The sequence below is a fragment of the Streptomyces sp. NPDC087300 genome (assembly GCF_044744425.1).
In the GTDB taxonomy this organism is placed as follows: domain Bacteria; phylum Actinomycetota; class Actinomycetes; order Streptomycetales; family Streptomycetaceae; genus Streptomyces.
In genome coordinates, this window is sequence record NZ_JBIUYI010000002.1 from 1,189,528 (window position 1) to 1,213,210 (window position 23,683).

A 23,683-nucleotide genomic window follows, 5' to 3' on the forward strand; every position below is an offset into this window, starting at 1 on the left:
GGGGAGGGAAGGCCTAGTGCTTCCTACGGACGGGCACGGGGGTGCCGCGCCGTCGTCAGGAGCTGATGTCAAGCGCGGCCTGGAGGCGTTGAAGACGTTCAGGCGGCGCATCAACACGTTGCTCACGGAGTTCGAGGGCTCGGCCGGCGGTTCGTCGGAGGTCGTGACGCAGAAGGTCTCGCGTGCTTCCTTCAGCGGAGGGGGGAGCGCCTTCCCTGAGGCCGACGGGCTGTACTCCCAGTACGACCAGGTCCACGAGCGGCTGACCTCGCTCTCCAAGATGCTCGGCGAGCAGATCGACGCGATGGGGATCGCCGTGCATGGCGCGGACGTCGGCTTCGACAATCTCGAGGAAGACCTGCGACAGCGCTTCTGGGCGATCCAGACGAAGGTCGACCGTGAGCAGATTCCCGTCGAGCGCGACCGCGGCGGAAAGCCCGACGGGCAAGGCGGCCACGGCAGCGACAAGTCCGATGCCGGGTGGTCGTAGTGGGTTTCGAGGGGCACAGTCTCAACGACATGATCGACCTGGTCGAGCAGGCAAAGCCCGCCGACCTGGAGAGCGCGGGCACGGCGCTCAAGATGGCGCGGGACGCGATCGCGGCAGCGGCCAAGGAACTCGGCGAGCACATCGACCGGGTCGACTGGGAGGGCGAGGCGGGCCAGGCGTTCCGCAAGTGGGGCAAGAGCCTCGTCAAGGACACGCACAAGCTCTCCGACTTCGCTGACGCCGCGAGTGTGCACATCGCCTCGGCCGGCGCGGGGTTGGCGTCTGTGCGCGGCTCCATGCCGCCGCGTGACGCTCGTGCCGATCCGAAGGCGGTGGATGACATTCCCACTCCCAAGAGGGTGGAGGGCAACGCGGAGTTTGGCGCCGCGGTCAAGGCGGAGAAGCATCGCCAAGAGGCGATCAACCAGATGAATCGGCTGTCGTCGTTCTATCGGGTGTCGCGGGACGGGATGGCGAGGCAGGAGCCACCCACGTTCTCGGCCATGCCGAATGTGGGGATGCCGAAGCCGAAGGAGACGTTCTCCCCGGGATCGGGGCCACTCGGGGGACGGGCGGTGGAGGGCTCCCGCTCGTTCACGGCTGCTGATTACGGGCGGGGAGGAGAGTCTGTGCCCGGAGCCGACGCGTCTGATGACGCGAGGCGGAGCGCCCCCGTACAGGACCTCGGTGAGTCGCCAAGGCGTGGGGTGCCGCCCGAGAGGCATGTCGGGACGGAGATCGACAGTGTCGATACGCTCCCGCCCCAGGGCACGGCCAAAGAACGACCTGCATTGCCGTCCGTACTCAGTCCGAACGGTCCGGGGGACGGCCAGACTCCTCCCCTCGGGCGAGGGCCAGTGAGCCCTGGGACCGGTGGGCCTGTCGTGCGTCCGCCGATGCGCGGTGGATATGAAAGAGCATCGCTCCCTGAACAGGGCCGCACAGGCGCAAGGGGGCCCAGCGGTCCAGGGCCCAGTATCGGCCGCAGCGTCCCTGAGGGAGGACGTAATGGCCCGTTGGCTCAAGGCAAAGGCGTCAATGGGCCTGCGGTTTCTGGACAGCCGGGTGCGGGACGCGGGATCACGGGCGGAACGCCTCAGCCTCGCGGCACCACGACGCCGCATGTGAGAGGCCCCGGTGCCACAGGCGCGGAGCGTGCCCACGGCGTAGTCGGAGGGCGGTCGTCTTCTGGGCCTGCGTCGGGGCCAGCCGCGTCAAAGATGAGTAGGGGACCGGTGATTGGGGCTGAGAGTTCCCCAGCTTCTCGAGGCGTTGGCCGACGAGGAACTGCGGAAGCCGGACCATCCGCTATGGGGGGCGGCAACGGGAAGACGTCGCAGCGGCCCCTCGGTAGTGCTGATACGGCGGTCGGCACGCCCAGGACGCAGTCGTCGGCTGCGGCTGGCAAGCGCGGATTCACTCCCGGCGGCACGGGACTGGTTCGAAAACCCTCAGGTGATCGGCGGCGCTCCGGTGACCGACAAGACGCTACGGGGCGGCCCGATTATCTGGTCGAGGACGAAGACCTGCATCTACCGGTCACGCGACGGCACGTGCCGCCCGTGATCGACTAATCGTGAGTGAGGGCACGCAAGACATGGAGTCAGGGTTCGATCGGCGTGACGTAACGGCCGCGCTGCCGTCGGGGCATGTGTGGAAGCGAGTCCTTTCGGCGGGCTTCATGGTGGGCGCCTTGGCACTGGTATCCGTGGGGTTGGCTCCGGCGGCGCTTGCCGACGACGTTCGGTCGAAGCAGTGGTACTTGGACGCCATGAGTGCCCAAGACCTGTGGAAGTCCAGCACGGGCAAGGGCATCAAGGTCGCGGTTGTCGACACAGGCGTGTCGGCCACTCCTTCCTTGCAGAGCAAGGTTCAGCCCGGGGTGGACGTGACTCGTCTCAAAGGTGACGCCACTGACGACTACGAGGGGCACGGCACGACGATGGCCGAGCTCATCGCTGGCTCGGGCCGAGGCGGTGGGCTGAAGGGCCTGGCTCCTGATACAGAGATCATCCCGATTCGCCTTACCTTGGGCCAGGCTTCGAAGAAAAGCCCGGATGACAGTCCTGCTGCCATCCGGGCAGCGGCTGACAGCGATGCCCAGATCCTCAGTATGTCCTTCGGCAGCGACTTCTCGTCTCCGGAGGAGAAGGCTGCGGTGAAGTACGCAGAGTCGAAGGGGAAACTCATGTTCGCCGGTGTCGGCAACGATGCCGAGCGGAAGAATTTCATCGGTTATCCCGCCGCTTACCCCGGCGTGGTCGGCGTTTCTGCAGCTGACGAAACCGGCAAAGTTGCCAAGGGCTCGGAGTTCGGACAGTACGTGGACCTTGCCGCCCCCGGCCTCAACATCCCCCACTGGTGCGACGCCACCTTCCGTTCCTACTGCGACGAAGGCGGCGGCGGTACCAGCTCCGCCACCGCCATCGCCTCCGCCTCCGCCGCCCTCATCTGGTCCAAGCACCCCGACTGGACCGCCAACCAGGTCCTCCGCGTGCTCATCGACACCGCTGGCCGTGACTGGCCGAGGGACAAGCCCAGCGACTATCTCGGCTACGGTCTGGTCCGGCCGGCCCAGAATCTCCTGAAGGACAAGGGGGAGCCGGGGCCCACGGATATCGACCCCGTCACCAACAAGAAGACCGCGGTCTCTGACTCCGATGATGACGGGACCACCGCTCCTTCCGCCTCCGCGTCCGCCGAGTCAACGCAGCCGTCGCGGAAGGGCACTTCAGGCGACCAGCAAGCAGCGGCAGAGGCGAAGTCCTCCGACGACGACGGCGACAACCAACTGTGGCTGGTGCTCGGCGGCATCGCCGCGGTCGCCGTGATCGGCGGCGGCGCCTTCGCCGCCGTGCGCGCTCGGCGCAGTGCCTGAACTCCGCGCGGCAAGCACCACCCGACCCACCCCGACGAAGGTTCACGAAGCGGTTCACGAAGCGAAGGGAGCCCAGCCGTGGCTGACGGCCAGAAGTTGAACAACCAGCAAGTCGCGCTTCTGAAGAAGGAGATCGTGGGCAAGTACGACTCGGTCCAGAAGCAGCTCAAGCGTCTCCAGGGCACCCTCGACACGATGGAGGGCAACTGGCGGGGCATCGGCGCGCATGCCTTCGACAAGAAGCAGACCGAGATCAACGAGCACATGCGAGCGGTCGGCAACATCCTGGTGGACTTCCTCGAAGGCATCAGCAACAACGAGAAGCTGACCGACGGGCTCGAGGACCAGGTCCGCTCGACCATGGACAGCATCGACGTCCAGTACGGCGGCAAGCACTCGGCCATCAGCAGTTACTGACCGCTGTACACGGGGACGAGGTCCCACAACCACTGAGAGACGGGGTAGCAGACATGGCAAACGTTCACCTTGACGAACTCGCGGTCAAGTACGGCGGCCTTGACGCCATCACCACTGAACTCGGCATCCAGGCCAAGCAGTTGGAGGCCGACCTCGCGGACATCAAGCGAGCCGTGGCCAAGGTGGCCGAGGGCTGGGAGGGTGAGGCCCACACGGCGTACACCCTGAAGCAGAAAGAGTGGGACAAGCACGTCGAGGCCATCCACCGCGCGCTCGTGGACATCGGCCAGAAGGTCGGCCAAGCGGGTGGCGACTACCGGGGCGGCGACCTGAAGGGCGCCAGCTACTTCCAGTGAGTGCCGGACATACGTGAGACCTGGGGACGGGTGGGCGCGCGCGGGGAGGCGCCCACCTCTCCCATAGGGACAGGCCGTGGGGCAGGTCTAGTCGTCCGAGAGCCCGCCATTGCGTACAGAAGGCTCCAGGTCGAACTCCCCGTCCCGCGCGCCCAGAACGAAAGCCTGCCACTCCGCCTCCGTGTAGCGCAGCACCGTCTCCGGGTCGAGTGACGACCGCATCGCCACGGCGCCCGCGGGGAGATACGCGATCTCGACCCGCTCCTCGTGCTCCTCGGTGCCCGGCGCGCTCTGCCACTCGACGCCGGAGATGTCGAGGGAGTACAGCTCGTCCTTCTCGCGTTCCTTGCGAGCCCTGTCCTGTGCCTCGGTGTCCTGTGCCTCGGTGTCCTGCGCCTTGTTGTCGCGTGCCTCGGTCATGGCGGAGGGGTCCCTTCACAACGTTCGAAAGAGCTGTGAGGCCACCCTACTTGGGGTGTTCCGTCGCTGTTCAGAGGTTTGGCAGGAGCGTGAACGTCACGGCCGCGTCACACCCTTGTCGCAGAGCGTGTCGGGGCGTGCTCATGACAGAGTTCGGTGCATAGGGTCCTGCCATGGATCTGAATCACGTGCACACGCTCGCCATCGGCGGAGGACGCGGCGGCGGTCACCACCACTACCACCACTACGGGAGCTCGACGGGTGGCGGCGGAGACGTGCCATGGGCGTGGATCATCATCGGCATCGTCGTCGTGGTGGCCATCTGTGTCTGGGCCCACCACCATCAACAGGCGAACAGCTGAGGCCTCAGTACTCCTCAGTCACCACCCTCAGTACTCCCCGCCCACCATCCCCGTCTGCACCATCGGCTTCCCCCGCTTGCGCGACACGAAGATCCCGCGCCCGGTCGGCATGGGCCGCGCCCGCACCCCGCCCAGGAGATCGCCCTCGTCCGGGTCGCCCGCCAGGATCACTCCCTGGGCGCCCAGTTCCTTCATCCGCTGCATGAACGGCTCGTACGACGCGCGGCCCGCGCCCGCCGTCGAGCGGGCGACGATGAAGCGGACGCCCACGTCACGGGCGAACGGGAGGAGTTCGGTGAGGGCGCCGAGCGGGTTGCCGGAAGACGTGGACACCAGGTCGTAGTCGTCGACGATGACGTACACCGTCGGGCCTCGCCACCAGCTGCGTTCCCGCAACTGCCGGGCGGTGACGTCCTCCGGCGGAGTGCGGCGTTGGATCAGGTCGGCAAGGGCCGCCATGTGGTGGTCCATGGCGTTGGACATCGGGATGTACTCGGCCAGGTGGGACGCGGGGGCGGCGTCGAGCAGGGAGCGGCGGTTGTCGACCACGAAGAGCTTGCAGGTATCGCCGCTGTAGCGCTCGGTCAGGCGCCTGATGAGGAGCCGCAGCAGGTTGGACTTGCCGGACTCGCTCTCGCCGAGTACGAGGAAGAACGGGTCCTGTTCGAAGTCGGCGAAGACCGGTTCGAGGTTGTTCTCGTCGAGGGCGAAGGAGACGCCCCGGTCCGGGAACGCATGGCCCGGGGGCAACTGTTCGGCCGGAAGCTCGCGCGGCAGCAGGCGGACCGCCGGTGCGCCGGGCACCGTCCAGTGTCGGGAGACCTCCGCGGCCAGCGCGGCCGTCGCGGCGGCGAGGTCCGTGTCGGAGGAGAGTCCGTCGATGCGGGGCACGGCCGCCATGAAGTGCTGCTTCTGCGGCGTCTGTCCCCGGCCCGGCACCCCGGCGGGGACGTTCGCCGCGACCTTGCGGTCGAATTCGGAGTCCATGGTGTCGCCGAGCCGCAGTTCGAGGCGGTTCATGAGGTGGTCCTTGAGGTTCGCGCGGACCTCCATGGAACGGGACGCGGTGAGGATCAGATGGACTCCGTAACCGAGCCCGCGCGCCGCGATGTCGAGGACGGCAGGTTCCAGGCCCTCGTACTCGGAGCGGAAGTTGCCCCACCCGTCGACGATCAGGAAGACATCGCCCCAGGGCTGATCCGTCACCGAGATCTCGCCGCGGGCCCTGCGCGCCCGGAAGTCGGCGATCGACGCGATGCCCATCGTGCGGAAGTACTCCTCGCGGCGGGTCAGCACGCCGTACACCTCGGCGAGCGTGCGCCGCACCCGCTCGGGGTCGAGGCGGGACGCGACCCCGCCGACGTGGGGGAGTCCGGCGACGGCCGCCATTCCGCCGCCGCCGAAGTCCAGTCCGTACAGCTGCACTTCGTACGGGGTGTGGGTCAGAGCGAAGGACGCGATGAGGGAGCGCAGCAGCGTCGACTTGCCCGACTGCGGGCCACCGACGATCTGCATGTGGCCCGCTGCGCCGGAGAAGTCGCACCACAGGGGCTCGCGCCGCTGTTCGTACGGCTTGTCGACCAGGCCGAGCGGAATGACGAGGCGCCCCGCACCTTCGTAGCCGGGCTGAGTGAGTCCGCGCCCCTCGGTGAAGGTGAGCCCAGGCAGCAGCGCGTCCAGGGACGGCGGGCTCTCCAGGGGCGGCAACCAGACCTGGTGGGCCGCCGGGCCCTGCGCCTCCAGGCGGCGCACGATGACGTCGAGGACGGTGTCGGCGAGCGGTCGTCCGTATCGGCCCCCGGGCCGGGCCCCGCCGCGGGACGTGGTTCGGGCACGGGCGCTGCCAGGTACCGCACGGGCACCTCCGCCGCCGTGAACAGAACGGGCCGCCGGTCCACGGGCCGCGGCCCGCCGAGCGCCGCGGCCTGCGCCGAACCGGAGCGGTACACCCCGGAGACGTACGCCGCCTTGAAGCGCACCATCTCGTCCGTGCCGAACTTCAGGTAGCCGGAGCCGGGCACGTTCGGGAGTTGGTACGCGTCCGGCACCCCCAGCGCCGCGCGTGACTCGGCGGCGGAGAAGGTACGGAGTCCCACGCGGTACGAAAGGTACGTCTCGAGGCCCCGCAGCCGGCCTTCCTCCAGGCGCTGCGAGGCGAGGAGCAGATGCACGCCGAGCGAGCGTCCGATGCGGCCGATCTGCACGAACATGTCGATGAAGTCCGGCTTCGCGGTGAGCAGTTCGCTGAACTCGTCGATGACCAGGACGAGAGAGGGGATGGACTGGAGCGGGGCGCCCGCCGCGCGTGCCTTCTCGTAGTCGTGGATGTTCGCGTAGTTGCCCGCATCGCGCAGCAACTCTTGCCGGCGGTTGAGTTCACCGCGGATGGAGTCGCCCATCCGGTCCACGAGCGTCAGGTCGTCCGCCAGGTTGGTGATCACGGCGGCGACGTGCGGCATCTGCGCCATGCCCGCGAAGGTCGCGCCGCCCTTGAAGTCGGCGAGCACGAAGTTCAGGCTCTCCGAGGAGTGCGTCACCGCGAGGCCGAGCACCAGCGTGCGCAGCAGCTCCGACTTGCCGGAACCGGTGGCTCCTACGCACAGTCCGTGCGGCCCCATGCCCTCCTGCGCCGCCTCCTTGAGGTCCAGCATCACTGGACGGGCGTCCTCGCCGACCCCGATCGGGACGCGCAGCCGCTCCGCCTGCGAGCGCGTGCGCCACGTCTGCGCGGTGTCCACCGAGTCGGCGTCGCCCAGATTGAGCAGGTCGGTGAACTCCAGGTTCGCGAGCAGCGGTTCGTCCTCGTCCCCGCCGGACGGCACGCGCAGCGGCGCGAGCTGGCGGGCCAGCGCCTCGGCCGCCGCGTAGGACAGGACATCGGGGGTGCCCTCGTAGACCAGGCCGTGGCCCGATTCGATCCGCAGCGCCCCCGGACGCACCGCGAGCGACAGACCGCCGCGGCCATGGGTCAGTTCACCCGGTACGACCTCCACGACCGTCACGCCCTGCAGCCCTTCGGGCGAGGCCAGTGCGGACAGCGGAGGCAGCGAGAGGCCGTCGAGTACGACGACGATGTGCGGCTCATCGGGCAGAGGCGCGCCCTCGGGGTGGAAGCGCGGCCGTCCCTGGAGCCGGGCGGCGAGCATGGCCTCCAGTTCCGTCGGGTCCTGGGTGACGAGACGGCGGCTGCCGGCCCCGTCGGCGGCGCCCGGCACCTGGCTGTGCGGCAGCCACTTGGTCCACTCCCAGTGGGGCGCCGCCGCCGTGCCGGCCCCGATGGCGATCACCAGGTCCTGAGGGGAGTGCAGCGAGCTGAGCGACGCGGTCAGGGCGCGGGCCGTGCCGCGCGCCGTCTCGGCGGATCCGCTGACCGTCACGTGGTAGGAGGCGCGCAGTGACACGGCCATCGGCAGGTCGTCGAGTGTGCTGTGCGCGGCGAGGAAGCGCTGCATCGCGCCCGCGGTGAGCGGTTCGAGCTCGTCCACCGGAGCGGTCTGCGGCGGAACAAGGGGAGTGGCGAGCGCCTGAGGACCGAGACCGACCCGCACCTGCCCGAAGTCCTCGTCGCCGAAGCGCCGTTCCCAGACGCGGCTGCCCTCGGCGACCAGCGCCCACAGCTGTTCGGGGGAGGGGTGCAGGTAGTACTGCGCGTCACGCTGGGCTTTCGCGGTGTCCACGGCGGAGCGCCGGGTCTGCCGCAGGTAGCGGAGGTAGTCGCGCCGGATGTCCGCCAACTGGCCCTGGTTTCCCTGCCGATAGCGGATCAGCATCGCGATGGTCATGGCCACCGTCGAAGCGATCATCACCATGCCCATGATCCGCATGAACGGATGCGCGGTCGGCACGAAGAAGAACACCACGGAACCGCCCATGCCCAGCATGGGAAGGAGCTGCATCATCGCGCCTTCCTGCTGCCCCCGCGGCAGTTCGGGCGGGGACTGCAGCACGACCTCGTCGGTGGGTACCGCGGTGGGCAGGGCCCGAGGTGGGCGCTTTACGACGATGTGGCTCACTGAACACCAATTCCCTTGTCGGTGGGGGGCGTTCCGTGTGCCACCCCGGGGCCAGGCGAACACGGACCGCTGTGTGATCCTACTGATACGGGTGGTGACCAAGGGGGGATAGGGTGCCTGTCGGGCGTACGGGAGGCCGCTGATCCGGCCAGTCGCCGGTCGGCCCAACGGGCCGAAGAATCAGGGTATTTCGTGGCACGCGACGGGGGTCGGGGCCCAGGAACAAGTCAGATGACCCCGTTCGCCCGGCGGCGCGTCACGTGATGAGACACAGTCGGCGAAGATGCCACGGGCGTCACACCGGTACCAGCACCGGCATCGGCAATGTAGGGGGAGCAGCAGGTGAGCACGACGGCGTCCACAACGGTCACCGGGTCCGGGCGGGCCGGCCGCGGCAACGCTCCTGGAGGCCCGGCCGGAGGCGGCACGGCCTTCGGCTTCTGCCGCGTCACCATCGTCGCGCCCGACAGCCGCATCGACGTGGCACTGCCCGACGACGTCCCGGTCGCCGACATCTATCCCGAGATCCTGCGGCTCGCCCGGCAGGGCCCGGCCGAGGGCGCCCCGGTCGGCTACCACCTCGTACGCCGCGACGGCACCGTCCTCGACAGCGCCCGCACCTTCGCCGCCCAGCGCATCCTCGACGGCGAACTCCTCACCCTGCGCCCCTTCTCCGAATCGCTGCCGCCCGCCGTCTTCGACGACGTGTCCGAGGTCGTCGCGTCCGCGGTGACCCGCGACCGCGTGCTGTGGACCGGCGACCTGACGAGGGCCGCCGGACTCACCGGCGGCACCGTGCTCTCCACGCTCCTCGCCTGCGTGGCCTGGACCGCGGCGCCCGACCACGGCATGCACGGCCTGCCAGGCATCCTCGCCGCCGTCGCGGGCCTCCTGCTGCTCACCCTCGCCGCCGTGCGGGCACGGGTGTACGAGGACCGGGGCTCGGCCATCGCCCTCGGGCTCGGCGCGCTGCCGAACATGGCGGTGGCGGGCTCCGGGCTGCTGCCGCTCACCGACGGGCAGGGTGTCGGCAGGCTCCAGTTCCTGCTCGCCTGCGCGGCCGTCCTGACCGCGTCGGTGATTCTCACCCTGGTCTCGCCGCGCAGTGACAGCCCCTTCGTGGGCTTCGCCTTCGCCTCCGCGGTGGGCCTGCTCGCCACGTTCGTCGCGGCGCTGTGGCAACTGGCACCCGTCGAGACGGCAGCGCTGTGCGCGCCGCTGGCGGTGGGTGCGCTCGCCTTCCTGCCCGGCCTGTCCATGCGGTTCGCCCGTCTCCCCATCGGCTTCGAACCGCCGCACGGCACGCGCGGCACGTATGGCGAGGACCCCGCACCGCAGGAGCCCGTGGACACGGATCGCATTGCCGCCCAGGCCCGCCGTGGTCAGGAATTCCTCGTCGGGCTCGTCGGCGGTTGCGCCGTCGTGGCGATCGCCGCCACCGCGGTGCTCGGCTTCTCCGACGACAGGTGGGGACAGGCGCTGGCCCTTGCCACGGGGATCGCGATGCTGATGCGGGCGCACCTCTTCCGCTACACCGCCCAGGTCGCCGCCGTGCTCACCGCGGGCCTGGTCGCCCTCGTGCTGCTCGGCATCGGTCTCTGCCTCGATCTGCCCGCCGGTTCGGTCGGTGACGGCGCGGCCCTCGAGCTGCGGACCGTCTGGCTGGTCGCGGCGATCGCACTTGCGGCGGCCCTGGTCACGGGCATCGGCCTGGTCACCTCACGTACCGGCGTGACTCCGTTCTGGGGCCGTTTCCTGGAGATCGCCGAGTCCTTCGTCCTGCTGACCCTGGTACCGCTGACCCTCGCGGTCTTCGACGTATACGCCAAGGTCAGGGCCATGACCAGCTGATGCGCCGATTCGTACCCCTTCCACGTCGTAGAGAGGTCCCGTCAGCGTGAGCTTTGGCCCGCCTCCGTCCCGCTTCACCCAGTCCGCGGTCGCGGCAGCCGAGGGCAGGAAGAGGCGTACGTCGATCACCATCGGCGTAGTCCTCGTTCTGATCGCGGCGCTCTGCTCCGGCGCCTGGGTGCTCTGGGCTACCAGCGGTGGCGAAGCGGCGGATGCGCGGCCGGCGTCGGCCGATCTGCCGCCCGACGCGATCCGGGAGACGGCCGAGAAGACTCCCGTGACGCCCGAGGGCGGTACCGCGGCCGAGTACACGGCCAAGAAGCTCAAGGAGGGCGAGGCGGCCTCGACGCTCGGCCTGTGGGCCACGGACAAGATCGTCGCGAAGGGGACCGGCAACGTCGTCAGGGGCATCAGGACCAAGGACTCCGAAGAGGCGTGGCAGATCAAGTTCCGGGGGCCCGTCTGTGCCGTGACCCGGCACGTCAGCGTGGACGGCAGGACCGCCGTCGCCTACGCGGGGCAGCGCCTGGCGAAGGGTGACAAGACGCAGAACAGTGCGACGGTGTCCTGCGACCGGATCGCCGTGTTCGACGTGGACACGGGCAGGAAGCTCTGGGACAAGAAGCTGCCCGGTGAGAGCGGTCCTGCCATGGACGTCAACGTGACGATGACACGGGGCGCCGTGGTCGCCGCCACCGGGCAGGCATCGGCGGCGTACGACATGACCAGCGGCAGGCGGTTCTGGGCCGACACCAAACCCTCGAACTGCGCCGACCTCGGCTTCGCCGGCGGCCGCAGCCTGCTCGCCCTGGTGAAATGCGGGGACTCCGCCGACCCCGAGTTCCGCGTGCAGAGGATCGCCCCGCGCTCGGGCAAGTCCCTGTGGACGTACAAGGTCGCCCAGGGGATCAAGGGCGTCAGGATCGCTTCCTCGAAGCCGCCCGTCATCGCGGTCGCGGCCGGAGACATAGAGTCGACCACCCTGATCGCCCTCACCGACCGTGGCAGGCAGCGGAGCACCATCCGCCTGGAGGGCGACCGCTACGTCCACGGCTGCGACGGATCCTTCACTTCCCAGGTGGAGGTCTGCGCCGGGGTGGTCGTCGGGGACCGGCAGCTCTACATGGCGACACGGCCGCGAGACTTCGCCCCGGAGACCTCTTGGGGCCAGGCGTCCAACGAAGTCGTGGCCTTCGACCTGGACACCGGGAACGGCGTGCGCAAATTCGACTCCAAGACGGGCCGCCCCATGTTCCCCCTGCGCATGAGCGGCGACAAGGTCATCGCGTACAGGGAGGCCGCGAGCGCGCCCTCCGCCGCGGTCAGCCTCGACCCCGGCTCGGGCAAGGAGACCCTCCTGCTGCTCTTCGGGAACCCCGAGATGCCGGAGATGACGGCCGTCGAACCACCGGACGTGGTGTACGAGCGCGGCAGGATCTTCCTCGCGATCACTCACGTCGAGCGGATCAAGGGCGACAGTCCGCACCAACTGGTGATGACAGGATTCGAGAGCAGCGGCTGACGGCGCCTCCGGGCCCTGCGTCCCTTGCGCCGATTGCCCCGCGCGCGTCCGCTCGCACCCGGATGCGGAGCGTCGGCATGCCGACTGGTAACCTGTGTGACGACCGTCAGTCTGCGTACCCCCGGATCCCGCAAGGATCCGAACCGGAAACGCAAGGATTCGGACCCGCGAGGGCCCGTCCGGACGGCTCATCCCCGCCTCCCGAGTCATGGAAGCTCCCCTGAGATGTGGACCAGGGGCACTCGGTGGCCACGAAAAGACTACGAGGAGTACGCGTGTCGCTCGACGCCGCTACGAAGAAGCAGATCATGACCGACTTCGGCCAGAAGGAGGGCGACACCGGCTCCCCCGAGGTGCAGGTCGCGCTGCTCTCCCGTCGGATCTCCGACCTGACCGAGCACCTCAAGACGCACAAGCACGACCACCACTCCCGTCGTGGTCTGCTGATCCTGGTCGGTCAGCGTCGCCGCCTGCTGCAGTACCTGGCCAAGAAGGACATCCAGCGCTTCCGTGCGCTGGTGGAGCGCCTGGGCATCCGCCGCGGTGCGGCGGGCGCCAAGTAAGACGGCGTGAAGGGAGCGGTTCCCACTCGAGGCACTCGAAGGGGGCCGCTCCCTTTGCTGTACATGCGCTGTGTCACCGACGCTTTGTAGTCTGGTGACACACGCACGTCCCGCGGGTGAGGAAAGCCCCCGGGGCGCACGGACGAAAACCCCCACGGGGGAGAGGCGCACCCAGCCGCCGCCGGTCCTCGGTAGTGGCGCCCGGAGACATCCCCGGGTGCTTCGATCGAAGACCGGCCCGCACACACGGCGCGCTTCTCCACACCGTCCCCGTCCTGGGAAGGACGCACGGGACACGCCCCCGGGCCACACGGGCCAAGGGGCGAGAAGACGAAAACGTAGACACGTAGGAGAACAGTGGAGAACGAGACCCACTACGCCGAGGCCGTCATCGACAACGGCACGTTCGGCACCCGCACCATCCGCTTCGAGACGGGCCGCCTGGCCAAGCAGGCCGCCGGCTCCGCCGTCGCGTACCTGGACGACGACACCATGGTGCTGTCGGCCACCACCGCTTCCAAGCGGCCCAAGGACCAGCTCGACTTCTTCCCCCTCACGGTGGACGTCGAGGAGCGGCAGTACGCCGTCGGCAAGATCCCCGGTTCGTTCTTCCGTCGTGAGGGTCGTCCCTCCGAGGACGCGATCCTGACCTGCCGCCTGATCGACCGCCCGCTGCGTCCTTCCTTCAAGAAGGGCCTGCGCAACGAGATCCAGATCGTCGAGACGATCATGGCGCTCAACCCCGACCACCTGTACGACGTGGTCGCGATCAACGCCGCCTCCTGCTCGACGCAGCTGGCCGGCCTGCCCTTCTCGGGCCCGATCGGCGGCACGCGCGTGGCGCTCATCAAGGGCCAGTGGGTCGCCTTCCCGACGCACACCGAGCTCGAGGACGCCGTCTTCGACATGGTCGTCGCCGGTCGCGTCCTCGAGGACGGCGACGTCGCGATCATGATGGTCGAGGCCGAGGCCACCGAGAAGACCATCCAGCTGGTGAAGGACGGCGCCGAGGCCCCGACCGAAGAGGTCGTCGCCGCCGGTCTTGAGGCCGCGAAGCCCTTCATCAAGGCGCTCTGCAAGGCCCAGTCGGACCTCGCCGCGAAGGCCGCCAAGCCCACCGGCGACTTCCCGGTCTTCCTGGACTACCAGGACGACGTGCTCGAGGCTCTGACCGCCGCGGTCACGACCGAGCTCGCCCAGGCGCTCACCATCGCCGGCAAGCAGGAGCGCGAGGCCGAGCTGGACCGCGTCAAGGAGATCGCCTCCGAGAAGCTGCTCCCGCAGTTCGAGGGCCGTGAGAAGGAGATCTCCGGTGCCTACCGCGCGCTGACCAAGAAGCTGGTCCGCGAGCGCATCATCAAGGACAAGGTCCGCATCGACGGCCGTGGCGTCACGGACATCCGTACGCTCGCCGCCGAGGTCGAGGCCATCCCGCGCGTGCACGGCTCGGCGCTGTTCGAGCGTGGCGAGACCCAGATCCTGGGCGTCACCACCCTCAACATGCTTCGCATGGAGCAGCAGCTGGACACCCTCTCCCCGGTGACCCGCAAGCGCTACATGCACAACTACAACTTCCCGCCGTACTCCGTCGGTGAGACCGGCCGCGTCGGTTCGCCGAAGCGCCGCGAGATCGGCCACGGCGCCCTCGCCGAGCGCGCCATCGTGCCGGTCCTGCCGACGCGCGAGGAGTTCCCCTACGCGATCCGCCAGGTCTCCGAGGCCCTCGGTTCCAACGGCTCGACGTCCATGGGCTCGGTCTGCGCCTCCACCATGTCGCTGCTGAACGCCGGTGTGCCGCTGAAGGCCGCCGTCGCCGGTATCGCCATGGGTCTGATCTCCCAGGAGATCGACGGCGACACGCACTACGTGGCCCTCACCGACATCCTCGGTGCCGAGGACGCGTTCGGTGACATGGACTTCAAGGTCGCCGGTACGAAGCAGTTCGTGACCGCGCTCCAGCTCGACACCAAGCTCGACGGCATCCCCGCCTCGGTCCTGGCCGCCGCGCTGAAGCAGGCCCGCGACGCGCGTCTGCACATCCTCGACGTGATGAACGAGGCGATCGACGTTCCGGACGAGATGTCCCCGAACGCGCCGCGGATCATCACCGTCAAGATCCCGGTGGACAAGATCGGTGAGGTCATCGGCCCCAAGGGCAAGATGATCAACCAGATCCAGGAGGACACCGGCGCCGACATCACGATCGAGGACGACGGCACCATCTACATCGGTGCCGCGCAGGGCTCGCAGGCCGAGGCCGCCCGCGCCACGATCAACGGCATCGCCAACCCGACCATGCCGGAGGTCGGCGAGCGCTACCTGGGCACCGTCGTGAAGACGACGACCTTCGGTGCGTTCGTCTCGCTCATGCCGGGCAAGGACGGTCTGCTGCACATCTCGCAGATCCGCAAGCTCGCCGGCGGCAAGCGCGTGGAGAACGTCGAGGACGTCCTCGGTGTGGGCCAGAAGGTCCAGGTCGAGATCGCCGAGATCGACTCCCGCGGCAAGCTCTCCCTCATCCCCGTCATCGAGGGCGAAGAGGGCGACGACCAGAAGGACGACACCGACAAGTGACGTCGCGTAGCACCACGACGACGGCCCGCACCTCCTCGGAGGCGCGGGCCGTCGCCCGTACCCAAACCCTGATCAAGGGCGAGAACGGCATCGGCACGGTCCGCAGGACCACCCTCCCCGGCGGCCTCCGCGTCGTCACGGAGACCCTGCCCTCCGTCCGCTCGGCGACCTTCGGCATCTGGGCGAACGTCGGCTCCAGGGACGAGACCCCGTCCCTGAACGGCGCCACGCACTACCTCGAGCACCTCCTCTTCAAGGGCACGAGCAAGCGCAGTGCCCTCGACATCTCGTCCGCGATCGACGCGGTCGGCGGCGAGATGAACGCCTTCACGGCGAAGGAGTACACGTGCTACTACGCGCGCGTGCTCGACACCGACCTGCCGCTCGCCATAGACGTCGTCTGCGACATGCTGACGGGCTCCCTGATCCTCCAGGAGGACGTCGACGCCGAGCGCGGCGTCATCCTCGAAGAGATCGCCATGACCGAGGACGACCCGGGCGACTGCGTGCACGACCTGTTCGCGCACACCATGCTCGGCGACACCCCCCTCGGCCGCCCTGTCCTCGGCACGGTCGACACGATCAACGCCCTGACCGCCGACCGGATCCGCCGCTTCTACCGCAAGCACTACGACCCCACCCACCTGGTGGTCGCCGCCGCGGGCAACGTGGATCACAACAAGGTCGTACGCCAGGTCCGTGCCGCCTTCGAGAAGGCAGGCGCCCTCCAGCGCACCGACGCGACCCCGATGATCCCGCGCCAGGGCTCCCGCGCCCTGCGCACCTCGGGCCGCGTCGAGATCGTCAACCGCAAGACCGAGCAGGCGCACGTCATCCTCGGCATGCCGGGCCTGGCCCGCACCGACGAGCGCCGCTGGGCCCTCGGCGTCCTGAACACCGCCCTGGGCGGCGGCATGTCATCGCGCCTCTTCCAGGAGGTGCGGGAGAAGCGCGGCCTGGCCTACAGCGTGTACTCGTACACGTCGGGCTTCGCCGACACCGGCCTCTTCGGGGTGTACGCGGGCTGCCGCCCCAGCCAGGTGCACGACGTCCTGAAGATCTGCCGCGACGAGCTCGACCAGGTCGCCCAGCACGGTCTGTCGGACGACGAGATCGGCCGCGCCATCGGCCAGCTCGCGGGCTCCACGGTCCTCGGCCTCGAAGACACCGGCGCCCTGATGAACCGCATCGGCAAGAGCGAGCTCTGCTGGGGCGAGCACATGTCGGTCGACGAGATGCTGGCCAAGATCTCCGCGGTCACCCCCGACGAGGTGCGCGAGGTGGCCCGCGACGTGCTCGGCCGCCGCCCGTCCCTCTCGGCCATCGGCCCGCTCAAGGACAAGCAGGCGGCCCGGCTCCACGAAGCGGTCGCGTAGTCCAGGCAAGCGGTCGCGTAGTCCCCCAAGGGGACCGACTCCATAAGGAATGAAGGACATGAGCAAGCTGCGCGTGGCGGTCATCGGTGCCAAGGGCCGCATCGGCTCCGAGGCCGTGAAGGCCGTCGAGGCCGCCGACGACATGGAACTGGTCGCGGCGCTCGGCCGGGGCGACAGCCTGGAGACGCTGGCCGAGGCCGGCGCCCAGGTCGCGGTCGAACTGACCCACCCCGACTCGGTGATGGACAACCTCGACTTCTGCGTACGCCACGGCATCCACGCCGTGGTCGGCACGACGGGCTGGACCGACGAGCGCCTCGCGCGCCTTCGGACCTCGCTGGCCGAGTCGCCGGAGACGGGGGTGCTCGTCGCGCCGAACTTCTCCATCGGCGCGGTCCTCACGATGAAGTTCGCGCAGATCGCCGCGCCGTACTTCGAGTCCGTCGAGGTCGTCGAGCTGCACCACCCGCACAAGGCCGACGCCCCCAGCGGCACCGCCACGCGTACCGCTCAGCTCATCGCCGAGGCGCGCAGGGCGTCGGGCAGCGCCCCGCAGCCCGACGCCACGACGACGGCCCTGGACGGCGCCCGCGGTGCGGACGTCGACGGCGTTCCCGTGCACTCGGTGCGCCTGCGCGGCCTCCTGGCCCACCAGGAGGTCCTGCTCGGCGGCGAGGGCGAGACCCTGACCGTCCGGCACGACTCGCTGCACCACAGCAGCTTCATGCCGGGCATCCTGCTCGGCGCGCGCCGCGTGGTGAGCACCCCGGGCCTGACGTTCGGCCTGGAACACTTCCTGGACCTGAGCTGAGCGCCTGACCCTCATGCGAGCGAAGATCACCTACGCCGTCACGGCTGCCGTCCTGGTCGTCTATTTCGTCCTGGTCGGCAGCCGCGGCGTGCTCCTGATACAGCACGGCACCGTCCTCACCGTCACCTTCGGCGTCGCCGTCCTCATCCTGCCGGTCATCGGCGTCTGGTTCCTCTGGAAGAACACCCAGTTCGTCCGGAACGCCAACCGCCTCGCCGTCGAACTGGAGGCCGAAGGCGGCCTGCCCGTCGACGAGTTGAAGCGCACGCCCGGCGGCCGCATCGACCGCGACTCGGCCGACGAGGTCTTCGCCCGGCGCAAGGCCGAGACGGAGGACGCCCCGGACGACTGGCGCTGCTGGTTCCGCCTGGCCGTCGCCTACCACGACGCCCGGGACACCCCCCGCGCCCGCAAGGCCATGCAACGCGCGATCGCCCTGCACGAAGGCAGGGCGATCAGCGCGTAGTTCGTCGGAGTGCGGAGGCCGGCGGGTACGGCGGACGAGGACCGCGGGGGAGTCCTAGGCCGTGCGCCCGTACTCGTCGGCCCACACCTCGATGGAGTCGGCCGCCCGGTCGAAGGCCTCGTGCCGCGCCAGGAAGTCGGCGTTCCGGTCGGTCAGCAACGGCTGCTGCCCCTCGGCCCGCTGATCACGGCGTACGAGAATGAGTGCCTGCCCCTGTACGGTCCTGGGCAGCCCCAGCCAGCGCACCGGCTGCTGTGCCGTCCGGACGGCCGCGATCTGGGCCCACGGCACGGTCTGGGTCGTCAGGAAGCCGACGCGGCGCAGCCCCTGCGCGCTCACCCAGGTGCCCATGCGCAGCAACCGCAGGGAGCCCGCGATGACGAGCACGGCGAGCCCCGCGCAGATCGCCGCCCCCGTGAGGGAGCCGGCGAACGCGATGATCACGGCGGCGAGGAGCACGAAGGAAGCAAGCAGCAGCAGGAGCGCGCCGGCCGCCACGCGCCACGGTCCCGGCCGGTAGGGCCGGCGCCAGTGGTCGCGGTCGTCGAAGGGCAGGGCGGAGTCGTCCGCCCTCTCGTCGAAAGCGCGGTCCGCGGTCAGGAAGGGCAGGGGCACGGGCTGATCCTCACTCAATCCACGCATGGGCTGTGCCCGGTGAGGCTATCGAGCCGTGTCCCCTGCGACCACCCTTGGGGGGCCAAGGGGGTACCTGCCCCGCCATTGGTGCAACGGCGGCGGACCCGCGCAGGTCAGGTGCTTGTCAGCGTCCGTCGGACGCTTCGGACTGCTGTGTCTTGGCGGGCGACTGGTCGGCGGACATCGCGGGCATCCCGAAGATCAGGGATCCCACGAGACCGGCCACCACGGTCAGTCCCATCAGGGTGCGCCCCAGGACCTGACTGGCCGAGGCGCGTTCACGGGGCGGGGGAGTGACGTTGCTGCGGAACTTGTCGGCTTCGGCGATGAAGGCGAACGGGACGGGCTCTCGCCGACGGAACATGGGGCGCGCTTCTCCTCACGGGTCTCGAACGGAGCTCTGTTGACTCTGTTACTTAGACAGACGCTCGAATCGCCCAAAAGGTGCCCTGTTTCGGCAAATTAGTCGAAGAATGTCGTAGCGGGTCACCGAACGGCCGATTGTCAGTGGCGGGCCATAGAGTGGGCGCCGCCCGAGTGATGCATACGGAAGGACCCCCGCCAGTGAGCGAGACCCCCACCGAAGACCTCAAGCCCAGCTTCCGCAGCGAGGTCACCGTCGAGCTGGTGAAGCACGCCGCCACCGACTCCGACGTCCTGTGGGCCGCCCGTGTCTCCACCGCGGGAGAGCAGTCCCTGGAGGAGCTCCAGAAGGACCCGGAGCGCTCCAAGGGCCTGATCAACTACCTGATGCGGGACCGCCACGGCAGCCCCTTCGAGCACAACTCGATGACGTTCTTCATCAGTGCCCCGATCTTCGTCTTCCGCGAGTTCATGCGCCACCGCGTGGGCTGGTCGTACAACGAGGAGTCGGGTCGCTACAGGGAGCTCCAGCCGGTGTTCTACGTACCCGGTGAGTCCCGCAAGCTGGTCCAGCAGGGCCGCCCGGGGAAGTACGAGTTCGTCGAGGGCACCCAGGCCCAGCAGGAGCTGACGGGCCGGGTCATGGAGGACTCCTACCGTCAGGCGTACGAGTCGTACCAGGAGATGCTCGAGGCGGGCGTCGCCCGCGAGGTCGCCCGCGCCGTCCTCCCGGTGGGCCTCTACTCCTCGATGTACGCGACGTGCAACGCCCGTTCGCTCATGCACTTCCTCGGCCTGCGCACGCAGCACGAGCTCGCCACGGTCCCGTCCTTCCCGCAGCGGGAGATCGAGATGGTCGGCGAGAAGATGGAGCAGCACTGGGCCGAACTGATGCCGCTGACGCACGCGGCCTTCAACAAGAACGGACGCGTGGCGCCGTAAGGCACTGATGTACGGGTGGGCCGAGTGAAGTGTCCGTATTGCGGCATTTCGAGAAGTTCATCTAGCCTGATCAAACGGACCCGGCACTGCTTGAACCCCCGAGCAGGCAGTGCCGGGCTCCACACTTGTCAGGTCCGCTCACATCCCCCGAGGGGCGACCCCGCGCTGAGCAGCGAGTAGCGTGTTACCCATGGCTCCGACCTCCACTCCGCAGACCCCCTTCGGGAGGGTCCTCACCGCCATGGTCACGCCCTTCAAGGCGGACGGCGCACTCGACCTCGACGGCGCGCAGCAGCTCGCCGCCCACCTGGTGGACGCAGGCAATGACGGCCTCGTCATCAACGGCACCACCGGTGAGTCCCCGACCGTCAGTGACGCGGAGAAAAACGATCTCGTACGAGCCGTGGTGGACGCCGTCGGAGACCGCGCCCACGTCGTAGCCGGCGTCGGCACGAACGACACCCGGCACAGCATCGAGCTCGCCCGCGCCGCCCAGCAGGCCGGCGCGCACGGCCTGCTGACCGTGACGCCGTACTACAACAAGCCCCCGCAGGAGGGCCTGTTCCGGCACTTCACCGCGATCGCGGACAGCACCGAACTGCCGGTCATGCTCTACGACATCCCGGGCCGCAGCGGCGTACCGATCAACACCGAGACGATCGTCCGCCTCGCCGAGCACCCCCGGATCGTCGCCAACAAGGACGCCAAGGGCGACCTCGGCCGCGCCAGCTGGGCCATCGCCCGCTCCGGCCTCGCCTGGTACTCCGGCGACGACATGCTGAACCTCCCGCTCCTGTCCGTCGGCGCGTGCGGCTTCGTCTCCGTCGTCGGCCACGTCGTCACCCCGGAGCTGCGCGCCCTCCTCGAGGCGTACGTCACCGGTGACGTGCAGAAGGCCACGGAGATCCACCAGAAGCTGCTCCCGGTCTTCACCGGGATGTTCCGTACGCAGGGTGTGATCACCACCAAGGCGGCGCTCGCCCTCCAGGGCCGGCCCGCGGGGCCGCTGCGCCTGCCGCTGGTCGAGCTGTCGCCCGAGGAGACGCACCAGCTCAAGATCGATCTCGCCGCCGGCGGGGTACAGCTGTAACCACAGACTTCACAACTGAATAAGCCAAACACCGCGGGCCCGACACGAGCTGCCGGCCGCCCGCACCCCACACAACAACTGCTACTGCACGAACGTCATGCGCGCCACGTGCCCCGGAGGTACGTGGCGTGCGTGGTGAGGAGAGTCTTTTGAGTCATCCGCATCCTGAACTCGGCGCTCCGCCGAAGCTCCCGAAGGGCGGCCTGCGGGTCACCCCGCTCGGCGGCCTCGGCGAGATCGGCCGCAACATGACCGTCTTCGAGTACAACGGTCGCCTGCTGATCGTCGACTGCGGAGTGCTCTTCCCCGAGGAGGAGCAGCCCGGAATCGACCTGATCCTGCCGGACTTCACGTCCATCAGGGACCGCCTCGACGACATCGAGGGCATCGTGCTCACGCACGGCCACGAGGACCACATCGGCGGTGTTCCCTACCTCCTGCGGGAGAAGCCGGACATCCCGCTGATCGGCTCCAAGCTGACCCTCGCGCTGATCGAGGCGAAGCTCCAGGAGCACCGCATCCGGCCGTACACGCTGGAGGTCGCCGAGGGCGACCGCGAGCACCTCGGCCCGTTCGACTGTGAATTCATCGCGGTCAACCACTCCATCCCGGACGCCCTGGCCGTCGCCGTCCGCACCCCCGCGGGCATGGTCGTCGCCACCGGCGACTTCAAGATGGACCAGCTGCCGATGGACGGCCGCCTCACCGACCTGCACGCGTTCGCGCGGCTGAGCGAGGAGGGCATCGACCTCCTCCTCTCCGACTCGACCAACGCGGAGGTGCCGGGCTTCGTACCGCCCGAGCGGGACATCTCCAACGTTCTGCGCCAGGTCTTCGCGGGCGCCCGCAAGCGCATCATCGTGGCGAGCTTCGCCAGCCACGTGCACCGCATCCAGCAGATCCTGGACGCCGCCCACGAGTACGGCCGCAGGGTCGCCTTCGTCGGCCGCTCGATGGTCCGCAACATGGGCATCGCGCGCGACCTGGGCTACCTCCGCGTACCCCCGGGCCTGGTCGTCGACGTCAAGACGCTGGACGACCTGCCCGACAGCGAGGTCGTCCTGGTCTGCACGGGTTCGCAGGGCGAGCCCATGGCCGCGCTCTCCCGCATGGCCAACCGCGACCACCAGATCCGGATCGTCCAGGGCGACACGGTGATCCTGGCGTCGTCCCTCATCCCGGGCAACGAGAACGCGGTCTACCGCGTGATCAACGGTCTGACCCGCTGGGGCGCGAACGTCGTCCACAAGGGCAACGCGAAGGTGCACGTCTCCGGCCACGCCTCGGCCGGCGAGCTGCTGTACTTCTACAACATCTGCAAGCCCAAGAACCTGATGCCGGTCCACGGCGAATGGCGCCACCTGCGCGCCAACGCCGAGCTCGGCGCCCTCACCGGCGTCCCGCACGACCGCATCGTGATCGCGGAGGACGGCGTCGTCGTCGACCTCGTCGAGGGCAAGGCGAAGATCGTCGGCAAGGTCCAGGCCGGATACGTCTATGTGGACGGCCTCTCCGTGGGCGACGTCGGCGAGCCCGCCCTGAAGGACCGCAAGATCCTCGGCGACGAGGGCATCATCTCGGTCTTCGTGGTGGTGGACTCCAGCACCGGCAAGATCACCAGCGGTCCGACCATCCAGGCCCGCGGTTCCGGCATCGACGACTCGGCGTTCAACGCCGTGATGCCCCGGATCCAGGAAGTCCTGGACAAGTCGGCGCAGGACGGTGTCGTCGAACCCCACCAGCTGCAGCAGCTCATCCGCCGCACGCTGGGCAAATGGGTCTCGGACAACTACCGCCGACGTCCGATGATCTTGCCCGTGGTCGTCGAGGTCTGATCCTCACGACTGCGTGATCTCCGGAGCGGGGCGCCTCGATTTGCATCGGGGCGCCCCGCTCCGTTAGGTTTACGGCTCCGCCAGCGAGGGAAGCCCCGAGCACTCACGTGCCTGGGACGGACCGAGCGGGGCGGGAATTCCGACTCAGAATCTCTGATAAAGTCGGACTCGCCGGAAAGGGAAACGCGAAAGCCGAAAGGCCGGAGCGGGAACCGGAAAGGCACCGAGGAAGTCGGACACGAAAGAGTCAGATAGAGTCGGAAACGCAAGAACAAAAGAAACACCGAAGGGAAGCGCCCGGAGGAAAGCCCGAGAGGGTGAGTACAAAGGAAGCGTCCGTTCCTTGAGAACTCAACAGCGTGCCAAAAGTCAACGCCAGATATGTTGATACCCCGACTCACTTCGGTGAGTTGAGGTTCCTTTGAAAAAGTCCTGTACGGCCATGAGTCGTGCAGGCAGCACAGCGAGGACGCTGTGAACCAGGGGGATTATTCCTCTCCTTGGTTCCGCTCTCGTGTGTGTGGTCCCGATTACGGGAAAACATTCACGGAGAGTTTGATCCTGGCTCAGGACGAACGCTGGCGGCGTGCTTAACACATGCAAGTCGAACGATGAAGCCCTTCGGGGTGGATTAGTGGCGAACGGGTGAGTAACACGTGGGCAATCTGCCCTTCACTCTGGGACAAGCCCTGGAAACGGGGTCTAATACCGGATAACA

The 23,683-nt window shown here is 68.7% G+C and carries 19 protein-coding genes, 1 rRNA gene and 1 pseudogene; 16 read left to right on the top strand and 5 right to left on the bottom strand.

The annotated features are described in order from the left end of the window. Positions 1-16 precede the first annotated feature (16 nt). A complete protein-coding gene (locus tag ACIO9J_RS10870; protein ID WP_401995766.1) occupies positions 17-490 on the top strand; it encodes a hypothetical protein in 474 nt (157 codons plus the stop codon). A 448-nt stretch (positions 491-938) separates the two neighbouring features. Here ACIO9J_RS10870 and ACIO9J_RS10875 read toward each other — a convergent pair whose 3' ends face one another. Further along, the gene (locus tag ACIO9J_RS10875) at positions 939-1,088 is read right to left on the bottom strand and encodes a hypothetical protein (RefSeq protein ID WP_401995769.1); all 150 of its coding nucleotides are present in this window, start codon (positions 1,086-1,088) and stop codon (positions 939-941) included. Positions 1,089-2,066: 978 nt separating this feature from the next. Here ACIO9J_RS10875 and ACIO9J_RS10880 point away from each other — a divergent pair. The 3 genes from ACIO9J_RS10880 to ACIO9J_RS10890 all read left to right on the top strand — a co-directional run bounded on the left by ACIO9J_RS10880 (position 2,067) and on the right by ACIO9J_RS10890 (position 4,141). After that, positions 2,067-3,368: a S8 family serine peptidase gene (locus ACIO9J_RS10880; protein ID WP_401995772.1), complete on the top strand. Its 1,302-nt coding sequence runs from the start codon at positions 2,067-2,069 to the stop codon at positions 3,366-3,368. 78 nt (positions 3,369-3,446) lie between these two features. Further along, the gene (locus ACIO9J_RS10885; protein ID WP_401995775.1) at positions 3,447-3,785 is read left to right on the top strand and encodes a WXG100 family type VII secretion target; all 339 of its coding nucleotides are present in this window, start codon (positions 3,447-3,449) and stop codon (positions 3,783-3,785) included. A gap of 53 nt (positions 3,786-3,838) precedes the next feature. Then, complete coding sequence (locus ACIO9J_RS10890; RefSeq protein WP_401995778.1) at positions 3,839-4,141, top strand: WXG100 family type VII secretion target; 303 nt, start codon at positions 3,839-3,841, stop codon at positions 4,139-4,141. An 87-nt stretch (positions 4,142-4,228) separates the two neighbouring features. On the opposite strand, the gene ACIO9J_RS10895 is transcribed toward ACIO9J_RS10890, so the two are convergent. Beyond that, the gene (locus tag ACIO9J_RS10895) at positions 4,229-4,561 is read right to left on the bottom strand and encodes a DUF397 domain-containing protein (protein WP_401995781.1); all 333 of its coding nucleotides are present in this window, start codon (positions 4,559-4,561) and stop codon (positions 4,229-4,231) included. Positions 4,562-4,734: 173 nt separating this feature from the next. On the opposite strand from ACIO9J_RS10895, the gene ACIO9J_RS10900 reads away from it, so the two are divergent. Next, on the top strand, positions 4,735-4,923 hold the full coding sequence (locus ACIO9J_RS10900; RefSeq protein ID WP_401995784.1) for a hypothetical protein: 189 nt from the start codon (positions 4,735-4,737) through the stop codon (positions 4,921-4,923). Positions 4,924-4,950: 27 nt separating this feature from the next. Here the strand turns inward: ACIO9J_RS10900 and eccCa are convergent. Further along, positions 4,951-8,936: pseudogene (eccCa, locus tag ACIO9J_RS10905) on the bottom strand (type VII secretion protein EccCa). 342 nt (positions 8,937-9,278) lie between these two features. On the opposite strand from eccCa, the gene eccD reads away from it, so the two are divergent. The 7 genes from eccD (at position 9,279) to ACIO9J_RS10940 (ending at position 18,099) form a co-directional block, all read left to right on the top strand. Next, positions 9,279-10,787: a type VII secretion integral membrane protein EccD gene (eccD, locus tag ACIO9J_RS10910; protein WP_401995787.1), complete on the top strand. Its 1,509-nt coding sequence runs from the start codon at positions 9,279-9,281 to the stop codon at positions 10,785-10,787. Positions 10,788-10,833: 46 nt separating this feature from the next. Continuing rightward, a complete protein-coding gene (locus ACIO9J_RS10915) occupies positions 10,834-12,309 on the top strand; it encodes a PQQ-binding-like beta-propeller repeat protein (protein ID WP_401995790.1) in 1,476 nt (491 codons plus the stop codon). A gap of 275 nt (positions 12,310-12,584) precedes the next feature. Further along, positions 12,585-12,872 carry a 30S ribosomal protein S15 gene (gene rpsO / locus ACIO9J_RS10920; protein ID WP_401995793.1) on the top strand — a complete coding sequence of 96 codons (288 nt, stop codon included), beginning with the start codon at positions 12,585-12,587 and terminating at the stop codon, positions 12,870-12,872. A 357-nt stretch (positions 12,873-13,229) separates the two neighbouring features. Then, positions 13,230-15,446, top strand: a complete 2,217-nt coding sequence (locus ACIO9J_RS10925) for a polyribonucleotide nucleotidyltransferase (protein WP_401995796.1) — start codon at positions 13,230-13,232, stop codon at positions 15,444-15,446. Beyond that, complete coding sequence (locus ACIO9J_RS10930) at positions 15,443-16,822, top strand: M16 family metallopeptidase (protein WP_401995798.1); 1,380 nt, start codon at positions 15,443-15,445, stop codon at positions 16,820-16,822. The genes ACIO9J_RS10925 and ACIO9J_RS10930 overlap by 4 nt, the downstream gene beginning before the upstream one ends. A 58-nt stretch (positions 16,823-16,880) precedes the next feature. After that, positions 16,881-17,633 carry a 4-hydroxy-tetrahydrodipicolinate reductase gene (dapB, locus tag ACIO9J_RS10935; protein ID WP_401995801.1) on the top strand — a complete coding sequence of 251 codons (753 nt, stop codon included), beginning with the start codon at positions 16,881-16,883 and terminating at the stop codon, positions 17,631-17,633. A 13-nt stretch (positions 17,634-17,646) separates the two neighbouring features. Then, positions 17,647-18,099 (top strand): hypothetical protein, encoded by a 453-nt coding sequence (locus tag ACIO9J_RS10940; protein WP_401995804.1) that lies wholly within the window; start codon positions 17,647-17,649, stop codon positions 18,097-18,099. Between the two features lie 54 nt (positions 18,100-18,153). On the opposite strand, the gene ACIO9J_RS10945 is transcribed toward ACIO9J_RS10940, so the two are convergent. Continuing rightward, the gene (locus tag ACIO9J_RS10945; protein WP_401995807.1) at positions 18,154-18,714 is read right to left on the bottom strand and encodes a PH domain-containing protein; all 561 of its coding nucleotides are present in this window, start codon (positions 18,712-18,714) and stop codon (positions 18,154-18,156) included. A 145-nt stretch (positions 18,715-18,859) separates the two neighbouring features. Continuing rightward, positions 18,860-19,099 (bottom strand): hypothetical protein, encoded by a 240-nt coding sequence (locus tag ACIO9J_RS10950; protein ID WP_401995810.1) that lies wholly within the window; start codon positions 19,097-19,099, stop codon positions 18,860-18,862. A 176-nt stretch (positions 19,100-19,275) separates the two neighbouring features. Between ACIO9J_RS10950 and thyX the strand changes: the two genes are divergently transcribed. The 4 genes from thyX to ACIO9J_RS10970 all read left to right on the top strand — a co-directional run. Further along, positions 19,276-20,040, top strand: coding sequence for an FAD-dependent thymidylate synthase (gene thyX, locus ACIO9J_RS10955; RefSeq protein ID WP_401995813.1), 765 nt, complete (start codon positions 19,276-19,278; stop codon positions 20,038-20,040). Between the two features lie 190 nt (positions 20,041-20,230). Further along, a complete protein-coding gene (dapA, locus tag ACIO9J_RS10960) occupies positions 20,231-21,130 on the top strand; it encodes a 4-hydroxy-tetrahydrodipicolinate synthase (protein ID WP_401995816.1) in 900 nt (299 codons plus the stop codon). A 149-nt stretch (positions 21,131-21,279) separates the two neighbouring features. After that, on the top strand, positions 21,280-22,965 hold the full coding sequence (locus ACIO9J_RS10965) for a ribonuclease J (protein ID WP_401995818.1): 1,686 nt from the start codon (positions 21,280-21,282) through the stop codon (positions 22,963-22,965). A 543-nt stretch (positions 22,966-23,508) separates the two neighbouring features. After that, positions 23,509-23,683 (top strand): 16S ribosomal RNA (locus tag ACIO9J_RS10970); the annotation flags it as partial.